The sequence below is a fragment of the Thalassobacillus cyri genome, from assembly GCF_900107755.1.
GTDB lineage: Bacteria > Bacillota > Bacilli > Bacillales > Halobacillaceae > Thalassobacillus > Thalassobacillus cyri.
The window spans coordinates 84,615-100,292 of the sequence record NZ_FNQR01000007.1 but is presented as its reverse complement, the minus strand read 5'-3'; the positions used below and the strand labels follow the sequence as shown (position 1 = coordinate 100,292).

The window sequence follows — 15,678 nt, the reverse complement described above, 5'->3', positions numbered from 1 at the left end:
ATAGGAATCTTCCTATGCAAAAGAGGACTGCCCTCGCTACAGGACAGCCCTCTTGTATGATCAGGTGAGAAGTTATTTACCTGTTGGAGTTGGAATTTCTACCGCCTTTTTTACCGATGTCTTCGTAGAATTCCTCTCCATGCTTCTCACTTGTTTTTTCGCCACCTTTTTGTCCGATTTCCTGATAGAACTCTTTATCTTTTTTCTGGCTGGTGGTTTCGCCGCCTTTTTGACCAATTTCTTCAAAATGCTCCTGGTCATATTTATCGCTTACGGTTTCGCCACCTTTTTTACCAATCTCTTCGAAGTGCTGCTTGTCATACTTGTCGCTTGTTTTTTCTCCGCCTTTTTGGCCGATTTCTTCAAAGTGTTTCTGATTATATTTCTCGCTTACTTTTTCGCCGCCTTTTTTACCTGCTTCTTCAACGCTCATGTTACGATTGTTGTTATTGTTCTTAGCCATGCTTAAAACCTCCTTAGATGTTTTTTGTACATGAATTATAGTGAGTACTTTATTTAGCGGTTGGATCTGCCTCCGCGAGAGCGGTTACCGCCTTTTTGTCCGATATCTTCATAGAATTCCTCACCATGTTTCTCGCTTGTTGTTTCGCCACCTTTTTTACCGATCTCCTGATAGAACTCTTTATCTTTTTTCTGACTGGTGGTCTCGCCGCCTTTTTGACCGATATCTTCGAAGTGCTTCTGATCATATTTGTCACTCGTAGTTTCTCCGCCTTTTTGACCAATTTCTTCAAAATGCTCCTGGTCATATTTATCGCTTACGGTTTCGCCACCTTTTTTACCAATCTCTTCAAAGTGCTGCTTGTCATACTTGTCACTTGTTTTTTCTCCGCCTTTTTGTCCGATTTCTTCAAAGTGCTTCTGATTATATTTCTCGCTTACTTTTTCGCCGCCTTTTTTACCTGCTTCTTCGACGCTCATGTTACGATTGTTGTTATTGTTCTTAGCCATGCTTAAAACCTCCTTAGGTGTTTTTTTGGACATGAATAATAGTGAGTATTTGAATTAGCGGTTGGATCTGCCTCCGCGAGAGCGGTTACCGCCTTTTTGTCCGATATCTTCATAGAATTCCTCACCATGTTTCTCGCTTGTTGTTTCGCCACCTTTTTTACCGATTTCCTGATAGAACTCTTTATCTTTTTTCTGACTGGTGGTTTCGCCACCTTTTTGCCCGATATCTTCGAAGTGTTTCTGATTGTATTTCTCGCTTGTTTTTTCTCCGCCTTTTTGTCCGATTTCTTCAAAATGTTCCTGGTTATATTTCTCGCTTACTTTTTCTCCACCTTTTTTGCCTGCTTCCTCTACACTCATGTTACGGTTGTTGTTATTGCTCTTAGCCATGCTTAAAACCTCCTTAAATGATTATGTGTAGCTAATTTCTTAAATTTAATGAAGTTTAATTCAAATTAAGAATTGTTGTTAGAGTTGGAATTTCTTCCGCCTTTTTTGCCAATCTCTTCGAAGTGCTGCTTACTGTACTTATCGCTTACTTTTTCTCCGCCCTTTTTACCGATTTCCTCAAAGTGTTCCTGGCTGTACTTATTACTTACTTTCTCGCCGCCTTTTTGTCCAGCTTCCTCATAACTCATTTTACGGTTGTTATTTTTATTGTTAGCCATTGTTGAAACCTCCTTTTGAGTAGTTGTTGTTTAAGTTACCACGATATCGATTGTATAAAACTCATTTGCTTTAAATTGCCAACTTTGTAATTTGAATGTAATTTAAGTGTTTGATGGATCATCGTTTCTTCTTACGTCTTTATAGTTGTCTTGTTTATATTTATGGCTGACCGGATCTTCTTCATTTTCATCCGCTATATCCGAAAGTCTATGCGGATCATATTTTTTTTCGGTTTTTCGGTCTTTCCTCGGACCCGCTTCATCATAACCCATCTTTTTATTGTCTTTTTCATCCTTAGCCAAATAGGTAACCTCCTTTTCCTTTAGAATTTTGTTCTTTGCTGTTACACAATTTTAATTGCCAACCTTTCACAATTTTAAACTGTCTATGTGAATAATGGTTCGGACGATATAGGACAATATAAATAGGAATGATACTGAACAGGTTTGCTTCTTATAATAAAGGGAATTATTAGTAATGAATAAATCATACAGAGGTGGTAGCTTTGTCCGTAGTATTGAAAGAAGAGGAAAAAATGAATGAAGGTATCGGGTGTGAATCGGAATTTGATCCGTTAAAAAAGGTGGTTGTATGCTCACCTGCCTATATGCGGATTGAGGAAGCCATCAATGAAACACAAAAGAAATACATCGATGAAAATATAGATATCAATCAGGCATGTAAGCAACATCATGGTTTTGTAAAATTAATGCGGAAACATAATATAGAAGTAATTGAATTGGAACCCGAAGAATCCTTTCATGAACAAGTGTTTACCAGGGATATTGGAATCTGTATCGGAGAAAAAGTGATTGTTTCCAATATGGGAAATGAAGTACGTGAAGGAGAAGAAAAATTGTTGCAAGAGATATTGGAGCAGGAAAATGCCAGCTGGGAAAAGGTCTGCAAAGGCACGATTGAAGGCGGAGATGTCATCGTTGATGGAGACCAGGTGTGGGTCGGCCTGAGCGACCGTACGAATAACGATGGGGTTGCAAATCTTCAGGCATTGCTTCCTGGTCATAATGTGACTGCGGTGCCAATCAAAGAAGAGTATTTGCATCTTGATTGTGTATTCAACATTCTCTCTCCAGAGTACGCTTTGGTTTTTCCTGGGGCGCTCAGAAAAGAAGAATATGATATGCTGAGCCGCCAGTACAAGCTGATTGAAGTAGATGAACATGAACAGTTCACCATGGGAGTCAATGTTCTATCCATTGCTCCAGGCAAAATCATCAGCCTCCCCCACAATAAAAAAGTGAATGAGAAGATGCGGGAGAAAGGATTCGAAGTCATAGAAGTTGAGTTCTCCGAAGTTATCAAGTCTGGAGGCTCATTCCGCTGCTGTACGATGCCATTGCGGCGATCCACTTCACAATAACAAAAAAAGCCCGGGCGCGATTTGCCCGGGCTTATCTGTGTTTTAATCACTAATTCGTTTACCGCCGACAGCGTAATGAGATTTGGCCATTTCTTCGATAACGATAGTTACTGCTTCTTTCCTGGCACCAGTAGTTCTAGTGACTGCATCTGTCACTTCTTCAACTAATGCTTTTTTCTGTTCATCCGTCCGACCTTCCAGCATTTGTACAGTTACGATAGGCATTGATACCTGACTCCCTTCTTTTCTTTTTGGCTCTGTTTTATCTACGTGTTGATTTTACAGTTAAGCTCCCTTTTCATGAAAACTCAATTTCAACACTTTAGGTTGCGGTTATGGTGGCTGGGAAAAAGGAATCGCTTTCCGTGGGCATGTGGTGAGCTTCCTCAGGCTTCTCCTTGCGGGCTCTCACCGATCATGTTCATCCCACAGGACTTTGAATAAACATCTAGAATACACACCGCACGAAGGAAATGCGTAGCATTTCCGAGGAGTCTCACCGTTTTTCCAGCCACCATATGGTTGTAAGAATCTCGAAACTTCTGTTATGAATGGCATACTTTTGAAGCAATAAGAACGGATCAATCTGGCATTGTAATAGTATTCTCCTAACAATTTAGGGTAAGTAAATTTAAGAGCGATTTCGATAATCTTATGTGGTAAGGGCGTGGGGGAAGGTTGAGACTCCTGCGGGAAAGGATAGACTGGCAAGACCCCACAGAGCTTTAGCTCGAGGAGGCTTGTCGGCTTCCCCGCGGAAAGCGAATCCTTCCCCAACGCCCCTAAGCTCCCCCAAACAATATCGAAATAAAGTCTTCGACTTTATGGTCCTTTAGTGGAAAAAGCCATCAATCGACAGACTGCATAACTATTTCTTTATGATTTGTCGAAATACCTGCTTTTTTCTTCAAGTTTTACAAACTGAACAGAACGAAGCAGTATGTTAAAATGAAAAAATAAACGATCGGAAAGAGGAGGCTCCTTACCATGAAAGAATTTGACCAGTTCAAGAAAAACAATGATCAAGACAAAAAGAAAAATCAATTTACAATATTAAAAGATGACTCTACCGATGGACACGGCGGTTATGGTGTCGGTGCGATCACCTTAGAAAATATGTCTCCGGTCATCGTCGACCCTAACGAAGAAGAAGCTTATGTCGATATGGGTGCCATGCATGCCCGCAGTGCCGTCGAAAAGCGGATCAAGTTTCTTACCGACAAGTCAGAGGTACCAAATGGTTTGTTGTATTGGATCACTTGGGTAACCATTGAACGTACAGAGAAAGGCCCCCTATATTATGGTGTAGCCAGCAGTGAAATCCTGGTAGACCGTGAAATTCGCCGTGGATATAAATTGCTTCCTGAACACGTTAACCACATGGACAAATCATTGAAAGGAAAATTTGTCGTTGAGCATATGGACGACAAATCAAAAGCGGTGCTTACTAAATTCTTGCGCGAGCATAGTGAGGAAATGTGGGAGAATTCCTCGGATGAATTAAAGCAAGCCCTGAAGGTATAAACAGCTGACAAATGTGTCGAAATTGTGAATGATGTGTGAAAATCTTGAGGTTTTTTTGTGAAATTTGTAAAATGTTTATCACATGGGTTATACATGTTTACTAGGACAAAGAAGAAGGTCGGGGATATCCCTCGACCTTTTTCTTTTGGGAAACTTAAAATAGCCAGTCCAGCATTTCCTTCCATCCGCCTTTATTTTTCTCTTCTTCTAAATGATGCTGATCCTTTTCATACGTATGTTCGGTACAAAAACCCTTTGGTTCTTTTCCTTGTTCAAAATACATCAACCTTTGTTTATCACAATAGGGAGTCGCCCGGAGGCCTGTTGTGGGGTCGACATAAACGCCTATTACACCCTCCGGTGCCTTCATGGTAGTGAAGTTCTTATCTTCATGAGCTTTTTCCATTACATCGGCCCATATGCTTTTGGCGTATTGAAATTCGCTCACTCTCGTTATTTTTTTTTGTTGATCGTAGCCAGTCCAAACACCGGCTACAAGCTTAGGACTGAATCCCATCATCCAGCTGTCTGTATTGGTTGTTCCTGATTTTCCGGCGTAAGGACGACTGAGTTGATCAGCAATGCTCGAACCTGTCACGCGCATATATCCATTAAGTGATGAATCAAACATACCTGTCATCATATGAGCGGTGATGAAGGCACGTACAGGATCAATAGCTTTTTTTGCTGCTGGCGGCTCGTATTCATAAAGGGTATTCCCGTGACTGTCTGTGATTTTAGTGATGGCATGAGGAGTGTTACCCTCTTCAGGACGAGCAAGTTTACTGTAAGCTTTAGCCATATCGTATAACGAAAGGGAGGCTGTACCTAAAGCTAAGGAAGGTACTGCTGGAATATCTCCTGAAATCCCGAATTGCTTCAATGTATTTTTTAAACGTTCCGGCCCCAGGTAGACATTCGTTTTTACTGCATAAATATTATCGGACAGCGCCAGGGCTTGTGCCATTGTGATGGGCTCGTTGGCATAATAGCCGTCGAAATTACTTGGGGCGTAAGTTTCCCCATCTCCAAGTTCAAATTTAGTCGGTTTACTTACCAATTGTGTCGTCGGTGTAAAGCCGCTGGCCAGAGCTTCATAATATAAAAACGGTTTGATAGTGGAGCCGACCATCCGTTTTGCCTGGGTTACCCGGTTGAATGGACTTGCTTCATAATCTCGGCCGCCTACCAGCCCTTTGATTGCTCCGGATCCGGGTTCTAATACAATGCCCGCTGCTTGAATTTGTGAATTTTTATTGATATGACGTTCCATCGATTTTTCTAATACTTCCTGGGTAGGAATATCAAGCGTCGTATAAATATGATAGCCTCCGACAGTTAACTGTTCCCGGTCGATATCAAGCCGATTCATGGCTTCTATTGCAACAACATCCTGGAAATAAGGAGCGATATCTGGTGCTTCGACTTCTGATGGTTCCTGATAATCCAGCACTTCACGTGAGGCGAGCTCACTTTCATCAGCATCGATATGACCTGCTGCTTCCATGCTGGCCAAAATGCGTGCTTGGCGATTATTGGCGTTCTCTTCATTATTATAAGGAGAATAATAGCTTGGTCCTTTAGGAACGCCAGCAAGCATCGCAGCTTCAGCAAGCGTCAATTCATCAGCATGTTTATCAAAAAAGTATCGGCTGGCCGCTTCAATGCCATAAGCGCCATGGCCATAATAAATAGTGTTCAAATACCCGGCCAAAATTTCATCTTTCTCATAGAACATTTCCAGCCTGAGTGCATAGACTGCTTCTTTCGCTTTACGAATCCACGTTTTTTCATGGGATAAGTAAAGGTTACGGGCATACTGTTGGGTAATCGTGCTTGCGCCTTCCACTTTGGAAAGGTTGCGGATATTTTTCAACACAGCTGCACCGATTCGCTTGATATCAAATCCGGAATGGTCATAAAAATGACGATCCTCGGAGGTGAGCGTTGCCTGGACGACATAAGGGGATATGTTTTCCAAGTCGACCCAATACCGTCGTTTGGTACCGAAATCTTCTTCAATTACTTTACCATCCTGGCTGTAATAGATGGTATTTTGCTCTGTAGTCAACGACGGCGGGCCGCTGATCAACGCATAGAGAAGCACCACAATCATGGCTGCCAACCCGACAGCGATTGCGCCTGTACTGAGCAAAAGAAGTGAACGTATCCATTTGTTGCGTTGCTGGAACCATTTTTTCATGTTAAGCGCTCCCCGTTATCCGACTTTTTCGAATGTTTTTTAACATTATGGGATAATGGGGTAAAAATTAAACATGGGTTTGATTTTGGCCCCAGAATGAGAAAGTATTGCTTTTTTTCTGGAATTCTCTATAATTTGATTGTTTACAGGAATAAATAGAAGGATACCTGTTTTATAAACGAAGGGAGTTAGGATAGATGAGTACATGGTTTACAGAAAAGCAGACCGAGAATTTCGGTATAACAGCGAAGATTAAACGTTCGCTTCATACAGAGAAAACAGATTTTCAACAGTTGGACATGCTGGAAACAGAAGAGTGGGGGAACATGCTTGTTCTGGATGATATGGTGATGACGACGCAAAAAGATGAATTCGTCTACCATGAAATGGTGGCACATGTGCCACTGTTTACACATCCTAATCCAAAAAATGTACTGGTAGTCGGCGGAGGGGATGGCGGTGTCATTCGTGAAGTATTGAAGCACCCTGAAGTAGAAAAAGCGACCCTGGTAGAAATTGACGGTAAGGTGATCGAGTATTCGAAGGAGTATTTGCCTGAAATCGCAGGTAAGCTGGAAGACTCTCGCGTCGAAGTGAAAGTAGCAGACGGATTTATGCATATTGCCGAGAGTGAAGATGACTATGATGTCATCATGGTGGATTCCACCGAGCCCGTAGGTCCAGCGGTCAATTTGTTCAGCAAAGGCTTTTATGAAGGAATAGCGAAGGCGTTGAAAAGCGATGGGATTTTTGTTGCCCAGACGGACAACCCTTGGTTTAAAGCGGATTTAATTCGGCAGGTATACAGCGATGTGAAAGAAACCTTTCCGATCACCCGTGTCTACACTGCTAATATTCCTACTTACCCAAGTGGCCTTTGGACTTTCACCATCGGAAGCAAGCAATATGATCCCCTGGAAGTGTCCGAAGAGCGATTCCATGCCATAGAAGCGAAATATTATACAAAAGAGTTGCATAAAGCAGCATTTGCACTGCCAAAATTCGTTAGAGATTTGACAGAGTAAGGAGGGGTAGCATGCGCTTTGACGAAGCTTATTCTGGAAAAGTTTTTATTATGAGCAGGGAGGACGGGGACGCTGCTGATGCAGTCATTTACGGGATGCCGATGGATTGGACCGTCAGCTTCCGCCCTGGTTCACGCTTTGGACCGAACCGGATCCGGGAAGCATCGATCGGCCTGGAGGAATATAGTCCGTATCTGGATAAACATCTAGAGGAAGTCAATTACTTCGACGCCGGAGACATTCCATTACCGTTCGGGAACCCGCAGCGGAGCATCGATATGATTGAAGAGTATATTGGGAAGCTGTTAGAGAAAGGAAAGTTTCCGTTAGGTCTGGGCGGTGAGCACCTGGTCACCTGGCCAGTACTGAAGGCGATGTACCAGAAGTATTCAGATCTTGCAGTCATCCATATTGATGCCCATGCTGATTTACGTGAAGAATATGAAGGAGAGCCATTATCCCATTCCACACCGATCAGAAAAACTTGTGAGATGATCGGACCGGAAAACGTATATTCATTTGGTATCCGCTCCGGCATGCGTGAAGAATTCCAGTATGCCAGAGAAAGTGGAATGTACATGGCAAAATATGATGTGGCTGAACCGTTGAAGGAAATGCTGCCACGTCTGAAGGGACGTCCAGTCTACGTCACCATCGATATCGATGTACTGGATCCTGCATTTGCCCCAGGTACCGGAACCGCAGAAGCAGGCGGTATTTCGTCAAAAGAATTAGTAAAAGCGATCCATATGATTGCAGATGCTGATATTCGGGTGGTAGGCGGTGACCTTGTAGAAGTAGCACCCGCGTATGACCCAACTGAACAAACAGCTATCGCAGCCAGCAAATTTGTCCGTGAAATGTTGCTTGGCTGGGTGAAATAATGAAGAAACTGCTGCACCATGGCGTGCGGCAGTTTTTTACTTAGGCTCCATTACATACCATTGTTACTTTTACAGATAAGCTCCCTTTTATTGAACACTCAGTGTCGAGACTTTAGGTTGCGGTTATGGTGGCTTGGAAGACGGATCGCTTTCCGTGGGCATGTGGTGAGCTTCCTCAGGCTTCACCTTGGGGGATCTAACCGAACATATACATCCCACAGGACTTTGAATTTCCTCCTTGAATAAACACCGCACGAAGAAAATGCATAGCATTTTCGAGGAGTCTCACCGTTTTCCCAGCCACCATACAAGGATTATAATCTCGAAACTCAGTCAAAATGATGTGTTATTGAAGCAGAAAATACAATTAATGCGGCATAAGGGCAGGGATTTTCACGAAATTAAATAGTACATACAAGGCGATTTCGATATGCTTATTAGGGAAGGGGCGTGGGGGAAGGGGGAGACTCCTGCGGAAAAGGATAGACCAAGACCCCGCAGAGCTTTAGCACGAGGAGGCTTGCCGACTTCCCCGCGGAAAGAAATGAATGCGTAATCACCTTGGGGAAAACGACACGCATAAGCAGAACAGCAAAAGGGAAGGGCTCTTTCTTCCCGTTGTTGGACTGCTTATGTCGCGAGTGTCCAGGTGATTGAGCTAGAAAGCGAATCCTTCCCCAACCCCCCTAAGCTCTCCAAACAATATCTCGAAATCAAGTCTTCGACTTTACGGCCCTATAAATCACTGATATTCCTGGAGGACTTGCGCTTTTCTTGCTTAGTTTTTATAATGGATAGGTTAAGAGGAACGTAAGGAGAGATAGTATGAGTGCTGCACAGACACCGGTATCGATTCGCCTCGTGACGGAGATCAGGGACAGCGGTCGGAAAGAAGAAGTTGTAATGGAAGAACAGGGAGGATTTTTTGAACGGGGAAATACCCAAGTTCTCAAGTTTACCGAGCACCCCGATGAAGGCGATCCGATCGATACGATGATTACCATTCAGCCAGGGAAAGTCAGCATCAAACGCTCTGGAGCCGTCAAGATGCACCAGATTTTCCGCAAAAAGCAAGCGACAGAAAACAATTACCATCATACGTATGGTGTTTTTCATATGAACACGTTTACGGATCAGATTGAACACCAATCCTTATCTCAAGGAAGTAAAGGACGGTTGTTCATCAGCTACCAGCTGACCTTGAATCAGGAAATCACCCAGCGTCATCGATTAACCTTGACTTATCGTAAGGAGGAAACAGCACAATGAACATTGTGGAGCAAACGGAAACGAAATTGAAACAGGAAATCCAGCAGGCTGTGTTAAAAGCGGGATTGGCAACCGATGAAGAAATGCCGGAAGTCGTACTGGAACAACCGAAGGATAAAGCGCACGGAGATTATGCCACAAACATGGCGATGCAGTTGGCGAGGATTGCCAAAAAAGCACCACGTATGATTGCAGAGGATATTGTCGCTAATTTTGATAATACGAAAGCATCCATTGATAAAATTGAAATTGCCGGGCCAGGATTCATCAATTTTTATATGGATAACCAGTATTTGACCGACCTGGTGGCTACGATTCTGAAAGCGGGGGAAACGTATGGCGAAAGCGACACGGGAAAGGGTGAAAAAATCCAGGTAGAGTTCGTTTCAGCGAACCCGACCGGAACCCTTCACCTTGGTCATGCCCGTGGCGCTGCGGTCGGTGATTCCCTTTCCAACATTCTTGCCAAAGCTGGATATGAAGTTTCCCGTGAGTATTATATCAACGATGCCGGAAATCAGATCAACAACCTGGCAAATTCCGTAGAAGCCCGCTATATGCAGGCGCTCGGTAAAGATTGGGAAATGCCGGAAGATGGTTATCACGGCAAGGACATTATCGAACTGGGTAAAAAGTTAGTGGAAGACCACGGTACAGAGTGGGCGGATAAACCGGCACAGGAGCGCCTCGCTTATTTCCGTGAGTATGGATTGAAATTTGAACTCGATAAAATCAAAGTCGATTTGGAAGATTTCCGCGTACCGTTCGACGAGTGGTTCTCAGAAACCTCCTTGTACCAGGATGGGAAAATCGATAAGGCGCTGAAAGTACTTGAAGACAAAGGGTTCACCTATGAGCAGGACGGTGCTACCTGGTTTAAGACGACCGAGTTCGGTGATGATAAAGATCGTGTCTTAATTAAACAGGACGGAAGCTACACATACCTGACGCCGGATATCGCTTATCATAAAAACAAAATGGATCGCGGCTTCAACACGTTGATTAATATCTGGGGTGCTGATCACCATGGTTATATCCCTCGTATGCAAGCAGCTATCCAGGCGCTTGGCTATGAAAAAGATACGTTGGAAGTGGAGATCATTCAGATGGTCAACTTATTCCAGGATGGCGAGAAAGTGAAAATGAGTAAGCGGACAGGAAAAGCAGTTACGCTGCGCGAATTGATGGAGGAAGTAGGCATCGACGCAATGCGGTATTTCTTCTCGATGCGTTCTGCCGATTCACACCTGGACTTTGATATGGACCTTGCTCGTTCTGAGTCTAATGAAAACCCGGTCTATTATGTGCAATATGCGCATGCCAGGATCTGTTCGATGCTTCGCCAGGCTGAAGAAAAGGGTGTCGAATTCGATATGAATTTTGATGCGACCCTGCTTGATTCGGAAAAAGAAGAAGACCTGCTTAAGCGTCTGGGAGAATTCCCGCAAGTCGTTGGTGATGCAGCAGATAAACGCACGCCTCACCGTGTGACACAATATGCGTTTGACCTGGCATCCAACCTTCACAGCTTTTATAATGCTGAAAAAGTGCTGGATCAGGAACAACCGGAACGCACAAAAGCGCGTGTCGGATTGATGAAAGCCGTCCGCACCACACTGGCCAATGCATTAGACCTGATCGGAGTATCCGCGCCAGAGCGAATGTAGGTTTATGCGGGAGTATTATTCATAATAAGTGTTGGCAGATATTTAGGATAAAGGGTTTCATGGATGTTATTACAAATAGGGGGAAGGAAAGCGGTCGTTTCCCTGGCCTTTTCTCCAAGCATGAAAAAGAACCCGTAAAAAAGATTTTCTCTCGCTTTGAGAGAAAATCTTTTTTTAATTTCTATCATAGGCGTTATACTAAACATGATGGCTGTACCGAAAGGAGATTCGTTATGAAAGAAGTCATTTTAGCGTTATTGACCGGCTTTATCGTGGGTTTTTTATTTGCCTGGTTCAAGCTCCCAATTCCTGCACCACCAGCATTTGCCGGGGTGGCTGGAATTATTGGCATCTATCTGGGATTCAAAGTGTTTGCTTGGGTTGGACCGGTGCTTTCCAACTTTATCAGATGATATTATAAAATCGGGCGGATCAGCCGCGCGATTTTTATATTGATTTTTGTACCTATGGAGCGTGAGGCAAGCCAATTGTCATCGAAGGGGATACCTTCTGCGAAATCCTGTAAAAAACGCTTCCTCATATCATGGATGAATTCCTTGTCATAAAAGAAAATATTAATCTCTTTATTAAGGAAAAGACTCCTTAAATCAAGGTTGGAGGTACCGAGGTCGCAGAATTCCTTATCGATGATAAAAACTTTTGCATGATAAAAACCAGCATCGTACAAGCGGACTTCTCCACCGGCGCGGTACAATTCCTCATAAAAAGGGATACCTCCCTCTTTTACAAACGGGTGGTCCGATTTTAGTGGGCAGAGCAGTTTGATAGTGACGCCTCTCTGAATTGCCTGCAGTAAGGCATCCATCATTTTTCTTGAGGGAATGAAATAAGGGCTTCCAAGCAGAATCTCTTGTTTCGCCGTTGAAAATTTTTTTACTAAAACCTCCTCTAATTCTCCGTATTCAGTCGGCAAAACCTTCAATACATGCGCTCCTCTTTCATGAGCTTTCGCCGGAAATAGTTTCTCCTTTGTATTCAAAAACCAATCATCTAAAAAGACTGCATGCAGCTGTGTCACGACTTCACCCGTCATGCGCAGGTGATAGTCGCGCCAATCTCCCATTTCTGCATCTTTCCCTACATACTCATCCGCGACGTTATAACCTCCGACATACCCGATTTTTCCATCAATTACGACAATCTTCCTGTGATTTCGCCGATTCAATTTGTAAATAAAAAAAGGAAATTGAGGTTTTGCGGCGAATTGGAATTGTATACCTGAATTTTCAAGTTGCTCTCGCAGTGACTTGTTAATCCGGAATCCTCCAAGACGATCAACCATCAAGCGAACTACCACACCTTCCTGAGCTTTTTGCTGCAGGAGCTTATAAAAACGCTGACTCGTTTCATCCTGTTTTACAATAAAAAATAGGATATCAATATGTGTTTCTGCATTTTTAATATCGGTGAACAATGCCTCAAAAAGACGATTCCCGCTTTGAAACAAGCGGTAACTTCCTGAAGTTTCTGTGAAGGTCAATTTTCTCAGGTTCTTTTTATGGTTCTGTCTGCCTGATACGAAGTCTAATAAAATTAACAAAATAATGATAATAAGGACGGCTATGATCCATAGTAAAATAGTCATTTTTTTTCCTCCTCTGTAGACACCAGCGTCCTTAGCTTCCCCTAAAGCATCCAAAATTTGTACATAAAAGCAAATAAAATATGTTGACTGAATGTTCATTCATATTTTATAGTAAAGCTATAAGATTCTGAATTTTCACGGCTCGTTTCCAAAATTCGAGAGACAGCAGAGTGAGAGAGATTCATACTAACGAGGGGGTAGACGGATGAGCACGCTGTTATTATTGAATTGGATTTTATTTTTAGGCGTTACTATTTACGGTTTTTATTTATTCGTGCGCGTCGTCATGACGAGGATCGCTTATATCAAGCTCGGAAAAAAATTCGAGTTCGATGGAGAGATTAAAGAAAGATTAAAGAATATCTGGATTTATGTTTTTGGCCAAAAGAAATTATTAAAAGATAAAAAGTCCGGGATCATCCATGTGATGATGTTCTATGGCTTCATCCTGGTACAATTTGGAGCTATCGATTTTATTTGGAAGGGACTGGCACCAGATAGTCATCTGCCGCTCGGACCTTTTTATCCAGGGTTTACGTTCTTCCAGGAGTTTGTCACTTTAATGATCCTGGTCGCTGTCGTCTGGGCATTCCATCGACGTTACGTTGAAAAACTTGTCCGCTTGAAGCGTGGCTTTAAAGCAGGGCTTGTGCTTTTATTTATCGGAGCATTAATGCTAAGTGTATTGATCGGTAATGGAATGGGCTTAATATGGCACGGTCATGAAGGCGCGTGGACAGAACCTGTTGCGACACTGATTGCAAACGCTTTCGGGTGGATGAGCCCGACTGCTGCAGCTGCTGTGTTTTTCGTCATGTGGTGGATTCATCTGTTAGTACTATTAAGCTTCCTTGTCTATGTACCGCAGTCCAAGCACGCCCATTTGCTGGCGGCCCCGGTCAATGTGTTCCTGACCCGTCATACCGCACCCGGGAAGCTCTCTAAAATCGACTTTGATGTCGATGATGAGACTGCTGAAGAGGACGTCTCATTTGGTGTCGGTAAAATTGAAGACTTCAACCAGCTGCAAATGATTGACTTTTATGCCTGTGTCGAGTGTGGACGTTGTACGAATGTCTGCCCGGCTACAGGAACAGGAAAAATGCTGTCACCGATGGATCTGATCATCAAGCTCCGCGATCAATTGACAGAGAAAGGTGCTGCTGTAACCGGTAAGTCACCATGGGTGCCGGCTTACGCGTTCTCGAATACCGAAGGGAACCAGCTGGCTAAAATGGCACAGACACAGGGCAGCGACGAAGCAGCTGCTTCTGTAGAAGCAGCACAGAATCATAACTTGATCGGCGATGTCATCACTGAGGAAGAGCTATGGGCTTGTACGACTTGTCGTAACTGTGAAGACCAGTGCCCTGTTATGAACGAACACGTTGATAAAATCATAGACCTTCGTCGTTACCTAGTGTTGACGGAAGGAAAAATGGACCCGGATGCACAGCGTGCGATGACGAACATCGAACGACAGGGCAATCCTTGGGGCTTGTCGAAGAAAGAGCGGGAAGACTGGCGTGATCAAGAGCCGGATGTCCGTATTCCGACTGTTAAAGAAATGAAAAAAGAAGGCGAAGAGTTTGAATATCTATTCTGGGTCAGCTCCATGGGGGCATATGACAACCGAAGCCAGAAGATCGCTCTTGCTTTTGCTAAACTGATGAATGAAGCTGGTATTAAATTTGCTACGCTCGGCAACAAAGAACGTAACTCCGGTGATACCGCTCGCCGGATGGGTAACGAGTTCTTATACCAGGAGCTTGTCGAGAAGAACATCAAAGAATTTGAAAAGAATGACGTCAAGAAGATCATTACGATTGACCCGCATGCCTATAATACGTTCAAAAATGAATACCCGGATTTCGGTTTTGAGGCAGAGGTCTATCACCACACCGAGCTGCTGGCTGAATGGCTGAAAGATGGCAGATTGAAACCGGTTAATGAGGTCAATGAGACGATCACCTACCATGATAGCTGTTACTTGGGCCGTTACAACGAAGTATACCAGCCGCCGCGTGAAGTGCTGGAAATGATTCCAGGCGTAAAATTAGTTGAAATGAAGCGTAACCGTGAAAATGGTATGTGCTGTGGAGCTGGCGGGGGAATGATGTGGATGGAAGAAAAAGCAGGCAACCGCGTCAACGTTGCACGGACCGAACAGGCATTGGAAACAAGCCCGACGATGATTTCCAGCGGCTGTCCATACTGCCTGACGATGCTTTCAGACGGTACTAAGGCGAAAGAAGTCGAGGAATCCGTAGGAACAATGGATATTGCAGAAATTCTGGCCAAGTCGATTTTTGAAGATAAACAGGAAAAATCAGCATAATATTTTGAATTTTTGTGGAAAGTGTACAGAAAGTTTTGTACACTTTCCTTATGAGGATAAGTTGAGCGAGCGTTCAATCATGCTGATTCAAGGTTGTTGCAAAGAGAGGCTGCACCGGAAGTGAACGCCGGTGTCCAACC

16 protein-coding genes are annotated in these 15,678 nt (G+C 43.6%); 8 read left to right on the top strand and 8 right to left on the bottom strand.

Going from position 1 to position 15,678, the window contains the following annotated elements; translation table 11 throughout:
• Positions 1-76 precede the first annotated feature (76 nt).
• The 5 genes from BLV00_RS10240 to BLV00_RS10220 form a co-directional block, all read right to left on the bottom strand.
• The gene (locus tag BLV00_RS10240; RefSeq protein WP_093044885.1) at positions 77-463 is read right to left on the bottom strand and encodes a con-10 family general stress protein; all 387 of its coding nucleotides are present in this window, start codon (positions 461-463) and stop codon (positions 77-79) included.
• 53 nt (positions 464-516) lie between these two features.
• Complete coding sequence (locus tag BLV00_RS10235; RefSeq protein ID WP_093044884.1) at positions 517-972, bottom strand: KGG domain-containing protein; 456 nt, start codon at positions 970-972, stop codon at positions 517-519.
• 54 nt (positions 973-1,026) lie between these two features.
• Complete coding sequence (locus BLV00_RS10230; protein ID WP_093044883.1) at positions 1,027-1,362, bottom strand: KGG domain-containing protein; 336 nt, start codon at positions 1,360-1,362, stop codon at positions 1,027-1,029.
• Between the two features lie 65 nt (positions 1,363-1,427).
• The gene (locus tag BLV00_RS10225; protein ID WP_093044882.1) at positions 1,428-1,640 is read right to left on the bottom strand and encodes a stress-induced protein, KGG, repeat-containing protein; all 213 of its coding nucleotides are present in this window, start codon (positions 1,638-1,640) and stop codon (positions 1,428-1,430) included.
• A 102-nt stretch (positions 1,641-1,742) separates the two neighbouring features.
• The gene (locus BLV00_RS10220) at positions 1,743-1,943 is read right to left on the bottom strand and encodes a hypothetical protein (RefSeq protein WP_093044881.1); all 201 of its coding nucleotides are present in this window, start codon (positions 1,941-1,943) and stop codon (positions 1,743-1,745) included.
• Between the two features lie 233 nt (positions 1,944-2,176).
• Here BLV00_RS10220 and BLV00_RS10215 point away from each other — a divergent pair, with 233 nt between their 5' ends.
• Entirely contained in the window at positions 2,177-3,022 is an 846-nt protein-coding gene (locus BLV00_RS10215) for a dimethylarginine dimethylaminohydrolase family protein (RefSeq protein ID WP_093044978.1), read from the top strand.
• 42 nt (positions 3,023-3,064) lie between these two features.
• Here the strand turns inward: BLV00_RS10215 and BLV00_RS10210 are convergent, their stop codons facing one another.
• Entirely contained in the window at positions 3,065-3,247 is a 183-nt protein-coding gene (locus tag BLV00_RS10210; protein WP_093044880.1) for a 2-hydroxymuconate tautomerase, read from the bottom strand.
• A 762-nt stretch (positions 3,248-4,009) separates the two neighbouring features.
• On the opposite strand from BLV00_RS10210, the gene BLV00_RS10205 reads away from it, so the two are divergent.
• Positions 4,010-4,546, top strand: a complete 537-nt coding sequence (locus BLV00_RS10205; RefSeq protein ID WP_093044879.1) for a YwhD family protein — start codon at positions 4,010-4,012, stop codon at positions 4,544-4,546.
• A 154-nt stretch (positions 4,547-4,700) separates the two neighbouring features.
• Here the strand turns inward: BLV00_RS10205 and BLV00_RS10200 are convergent, their stop codons facing one another.
• Complete coding sequence (locus tag BLV00_RS10200; protein WP_093044878.1) at positions 4,701-6,749, bottom strand: transglycosylase domain-containing protein; 2,049 nt, start codon at positions 6,747-6,749, stop codon at positions 4,701-4,703.
• A 197-nt stretch (positions 6,750-6,946) separates the two neighbouring features.
• Between BLV00_RS10200 and speE the strand changes: the two genes are divergently transcribed.
• The 5 genes from speE to BLV00_RS10175 all read left to right on the top strand — a co-directional run bounded on the left by speE (position 6,947) and on the right by BLV00_RS10175 (position 12,007).
• A complete protein-coding gene (gene speE, locus BLV00_RS10195) occupies positions 6,947-7,774 on the top strand; it encodes a polyamine aminopropyltransferase (RefSeq protein ID WP_093044877.1) in 828 nt (275 codons plus the stop codon).
• Between the two features lie 11 nt (positions 7,775-7,785).
• Positions 7,786-8,658: an agmatinase gene (gene speB, locus BLV00_RS10190; protein WP_093044876.1), complete on the top strand. Its 873-nt coding sequence runs from the start codon at positions 7,786-7,788 to the stop codon at positions 8,656-8,658.
• 825 nt (positions 8,659-9,483) lie between these two features.
• The gene (locus tag BLV00_RS10185; RefSeq protein WP_093044875.1) at positions 9,484-9,927 is read left to right on the top strand and encodes a YwiB family protein; all 444 of its coding nucleotides are present in this window, start codon (positions 9,484-9,486) and stop codon (positions 9,925-9,927) included.
• Positions 9,924-11,594, top strand: a complete 1,671-nt coding sequence (argS, locus tag BLV00_RS10180; protein ID WP_093044874.1) for an arginine--tRNA ligase — start codon at positions 9,924-9,926, stop codon at positions 11,592-11,594. Before BLV00_RS10185 ends, argS begins: the two co-directional genes overlap by 4 nt.
• A gap of 233 nt (positions 11,595-11,827) precedes the next feature.
• Entirely contained in the window at positions 11,828-12,007 is a 180-nt protein-coding gene (locus BLV00_RS10175; protein WP_093044873.1) for a XapX domain-containing protein, read from the top strand.
• Positions 12,008-12,009: 2 nt separating this feature from the next.
• On the opposite strand, the gene cls is transcribed toward BLV00_RS10175, so the two are convergent.
• On the bottom strand, positions 12,010-13,200 hold the full coding sequence (gene cls, locus BLV00_RS10170; protein ID WP_093044872.1) for a cardiolipin synthase: 1,191 nt from the start codon (positions 13,198-13,200) through the stop codon (positions 12,010-12,012).
• Positions 13,201-13,405: 205 nt separating this feature from the next.
• Here cls and BLV00_RS10165 point away from each other — a divergent pair, with 205 nt between their 5' ends.
• Positions 13,406-15,538: a heterodisulfide reductase-related iron-sulfur binding cluster gene (locus tag BLV00_RS10165; RefSeq protein WP_093044871.1), complete on the top strand. Its 2,133-nt coding sequence runs from the start codon at positions 13,406-13,408 to the stop codon at positions 15,536-15,538.
• Positions 15,539-15,678 lie beyond the last annotated feature (140 nt).

Coding starts and splice junctions, on each gene's coding strand:
- BLV00_RS10240 (WP_093044885.1), bottom strand. CDS start 463: ATGGCTAAGAACAATAACAACAATCGTAACATGAGCGTTGAAGAAGCA.
- BLV00_RS10235 (WP_093044884.1), bottom strand. CDS start 972: ATGGCTAAGAACAATAACAACAATCGTAACATGAGCGTCGAAGAAGCA.
- BLV00_RS10230 (WP_093044883.1), bottom strand. CDS start 1,362: ATGGCTAAGAGCAATAACAACAACCGTAACATGAGTGTAGAGGAAGCA.
- BLV00_RS10225 (WP_093044882.1), bottom strand. CDS start 1,640: ATGGCTAACAATAAAAATAACAACCGTAAAATGAGTTATGAGGAAGCT.
- BLV00_RS10215 (WP_093044978.1), top strand. CDS start 2,177: ATGAATGAAGGTATCGGGTGTGAATCGGAATTTGATCCGTTAAAAAAG.
- BLV00_RS10210 (WP_093044880.1), bottom strand. CDS start 3,247: ATGCCTATCGTAACTGTACAAATGCTGGAAGGTCGGACGGATGAACAG.
- BLV00_RS10205 (WP_093044879.1), top strand. CDS start 4,010: ATGAAAGAATTTGACCAGTTCAAGAAAAACAATGATCAAGACAAAAAG.
- BLV00_RS10200 (WP_093044878.1), bottom strand. CDS start 6,749: ATGAAAAAATGGTTCCAGCAACGCAACAAATGGATACGTTCACTTCTT.
- speE (WP_093044877.1), top strand. CDS start 6,947: ATGAGTACATGGTTTACAGAAAAGCAGACCGAGAATTTCGGTATAACA.
- speB (WP_093044876.1), top strand. CDS start 7,786: ATGCGCTTTGACGAAGCTTATTCTGGAAAAGTTTTTATTATGAGCAGG.
- BLV00_RS10185 (WP_093044875.1), top strand. CDS start 9,484: ATGAGTGCTGCACAGACACCGGTATCGATTCGCCTCGTGACGGAGATC.
- argS (WP_093044874.1), top strand. CDS start 9,924: ATGAACATTGTGGAGCAAACGGAAACGAAATTGAAACAGGAAATCCAG.
- BLV00_RS10175 (WP_093044873.1), top strand. CDS start 11,828: ATGAAAGAAGTCATTTTAGCGTTATTGACCGGCTTTATCGTGGGTTTT.
- cls (WP_093044872.1), bottom strand. CDS start 13,200: ATGACTATTTTACTATGGATCATAGCCGTCCTTATTATCATTATTTTG.
- BLV00_RS10165 (WP_093044871.1), top strand. CDS start 13,406: ATGAGCACGCTGTTATTATTGAATTGGATTTTATTTTTAGGCGTTACT.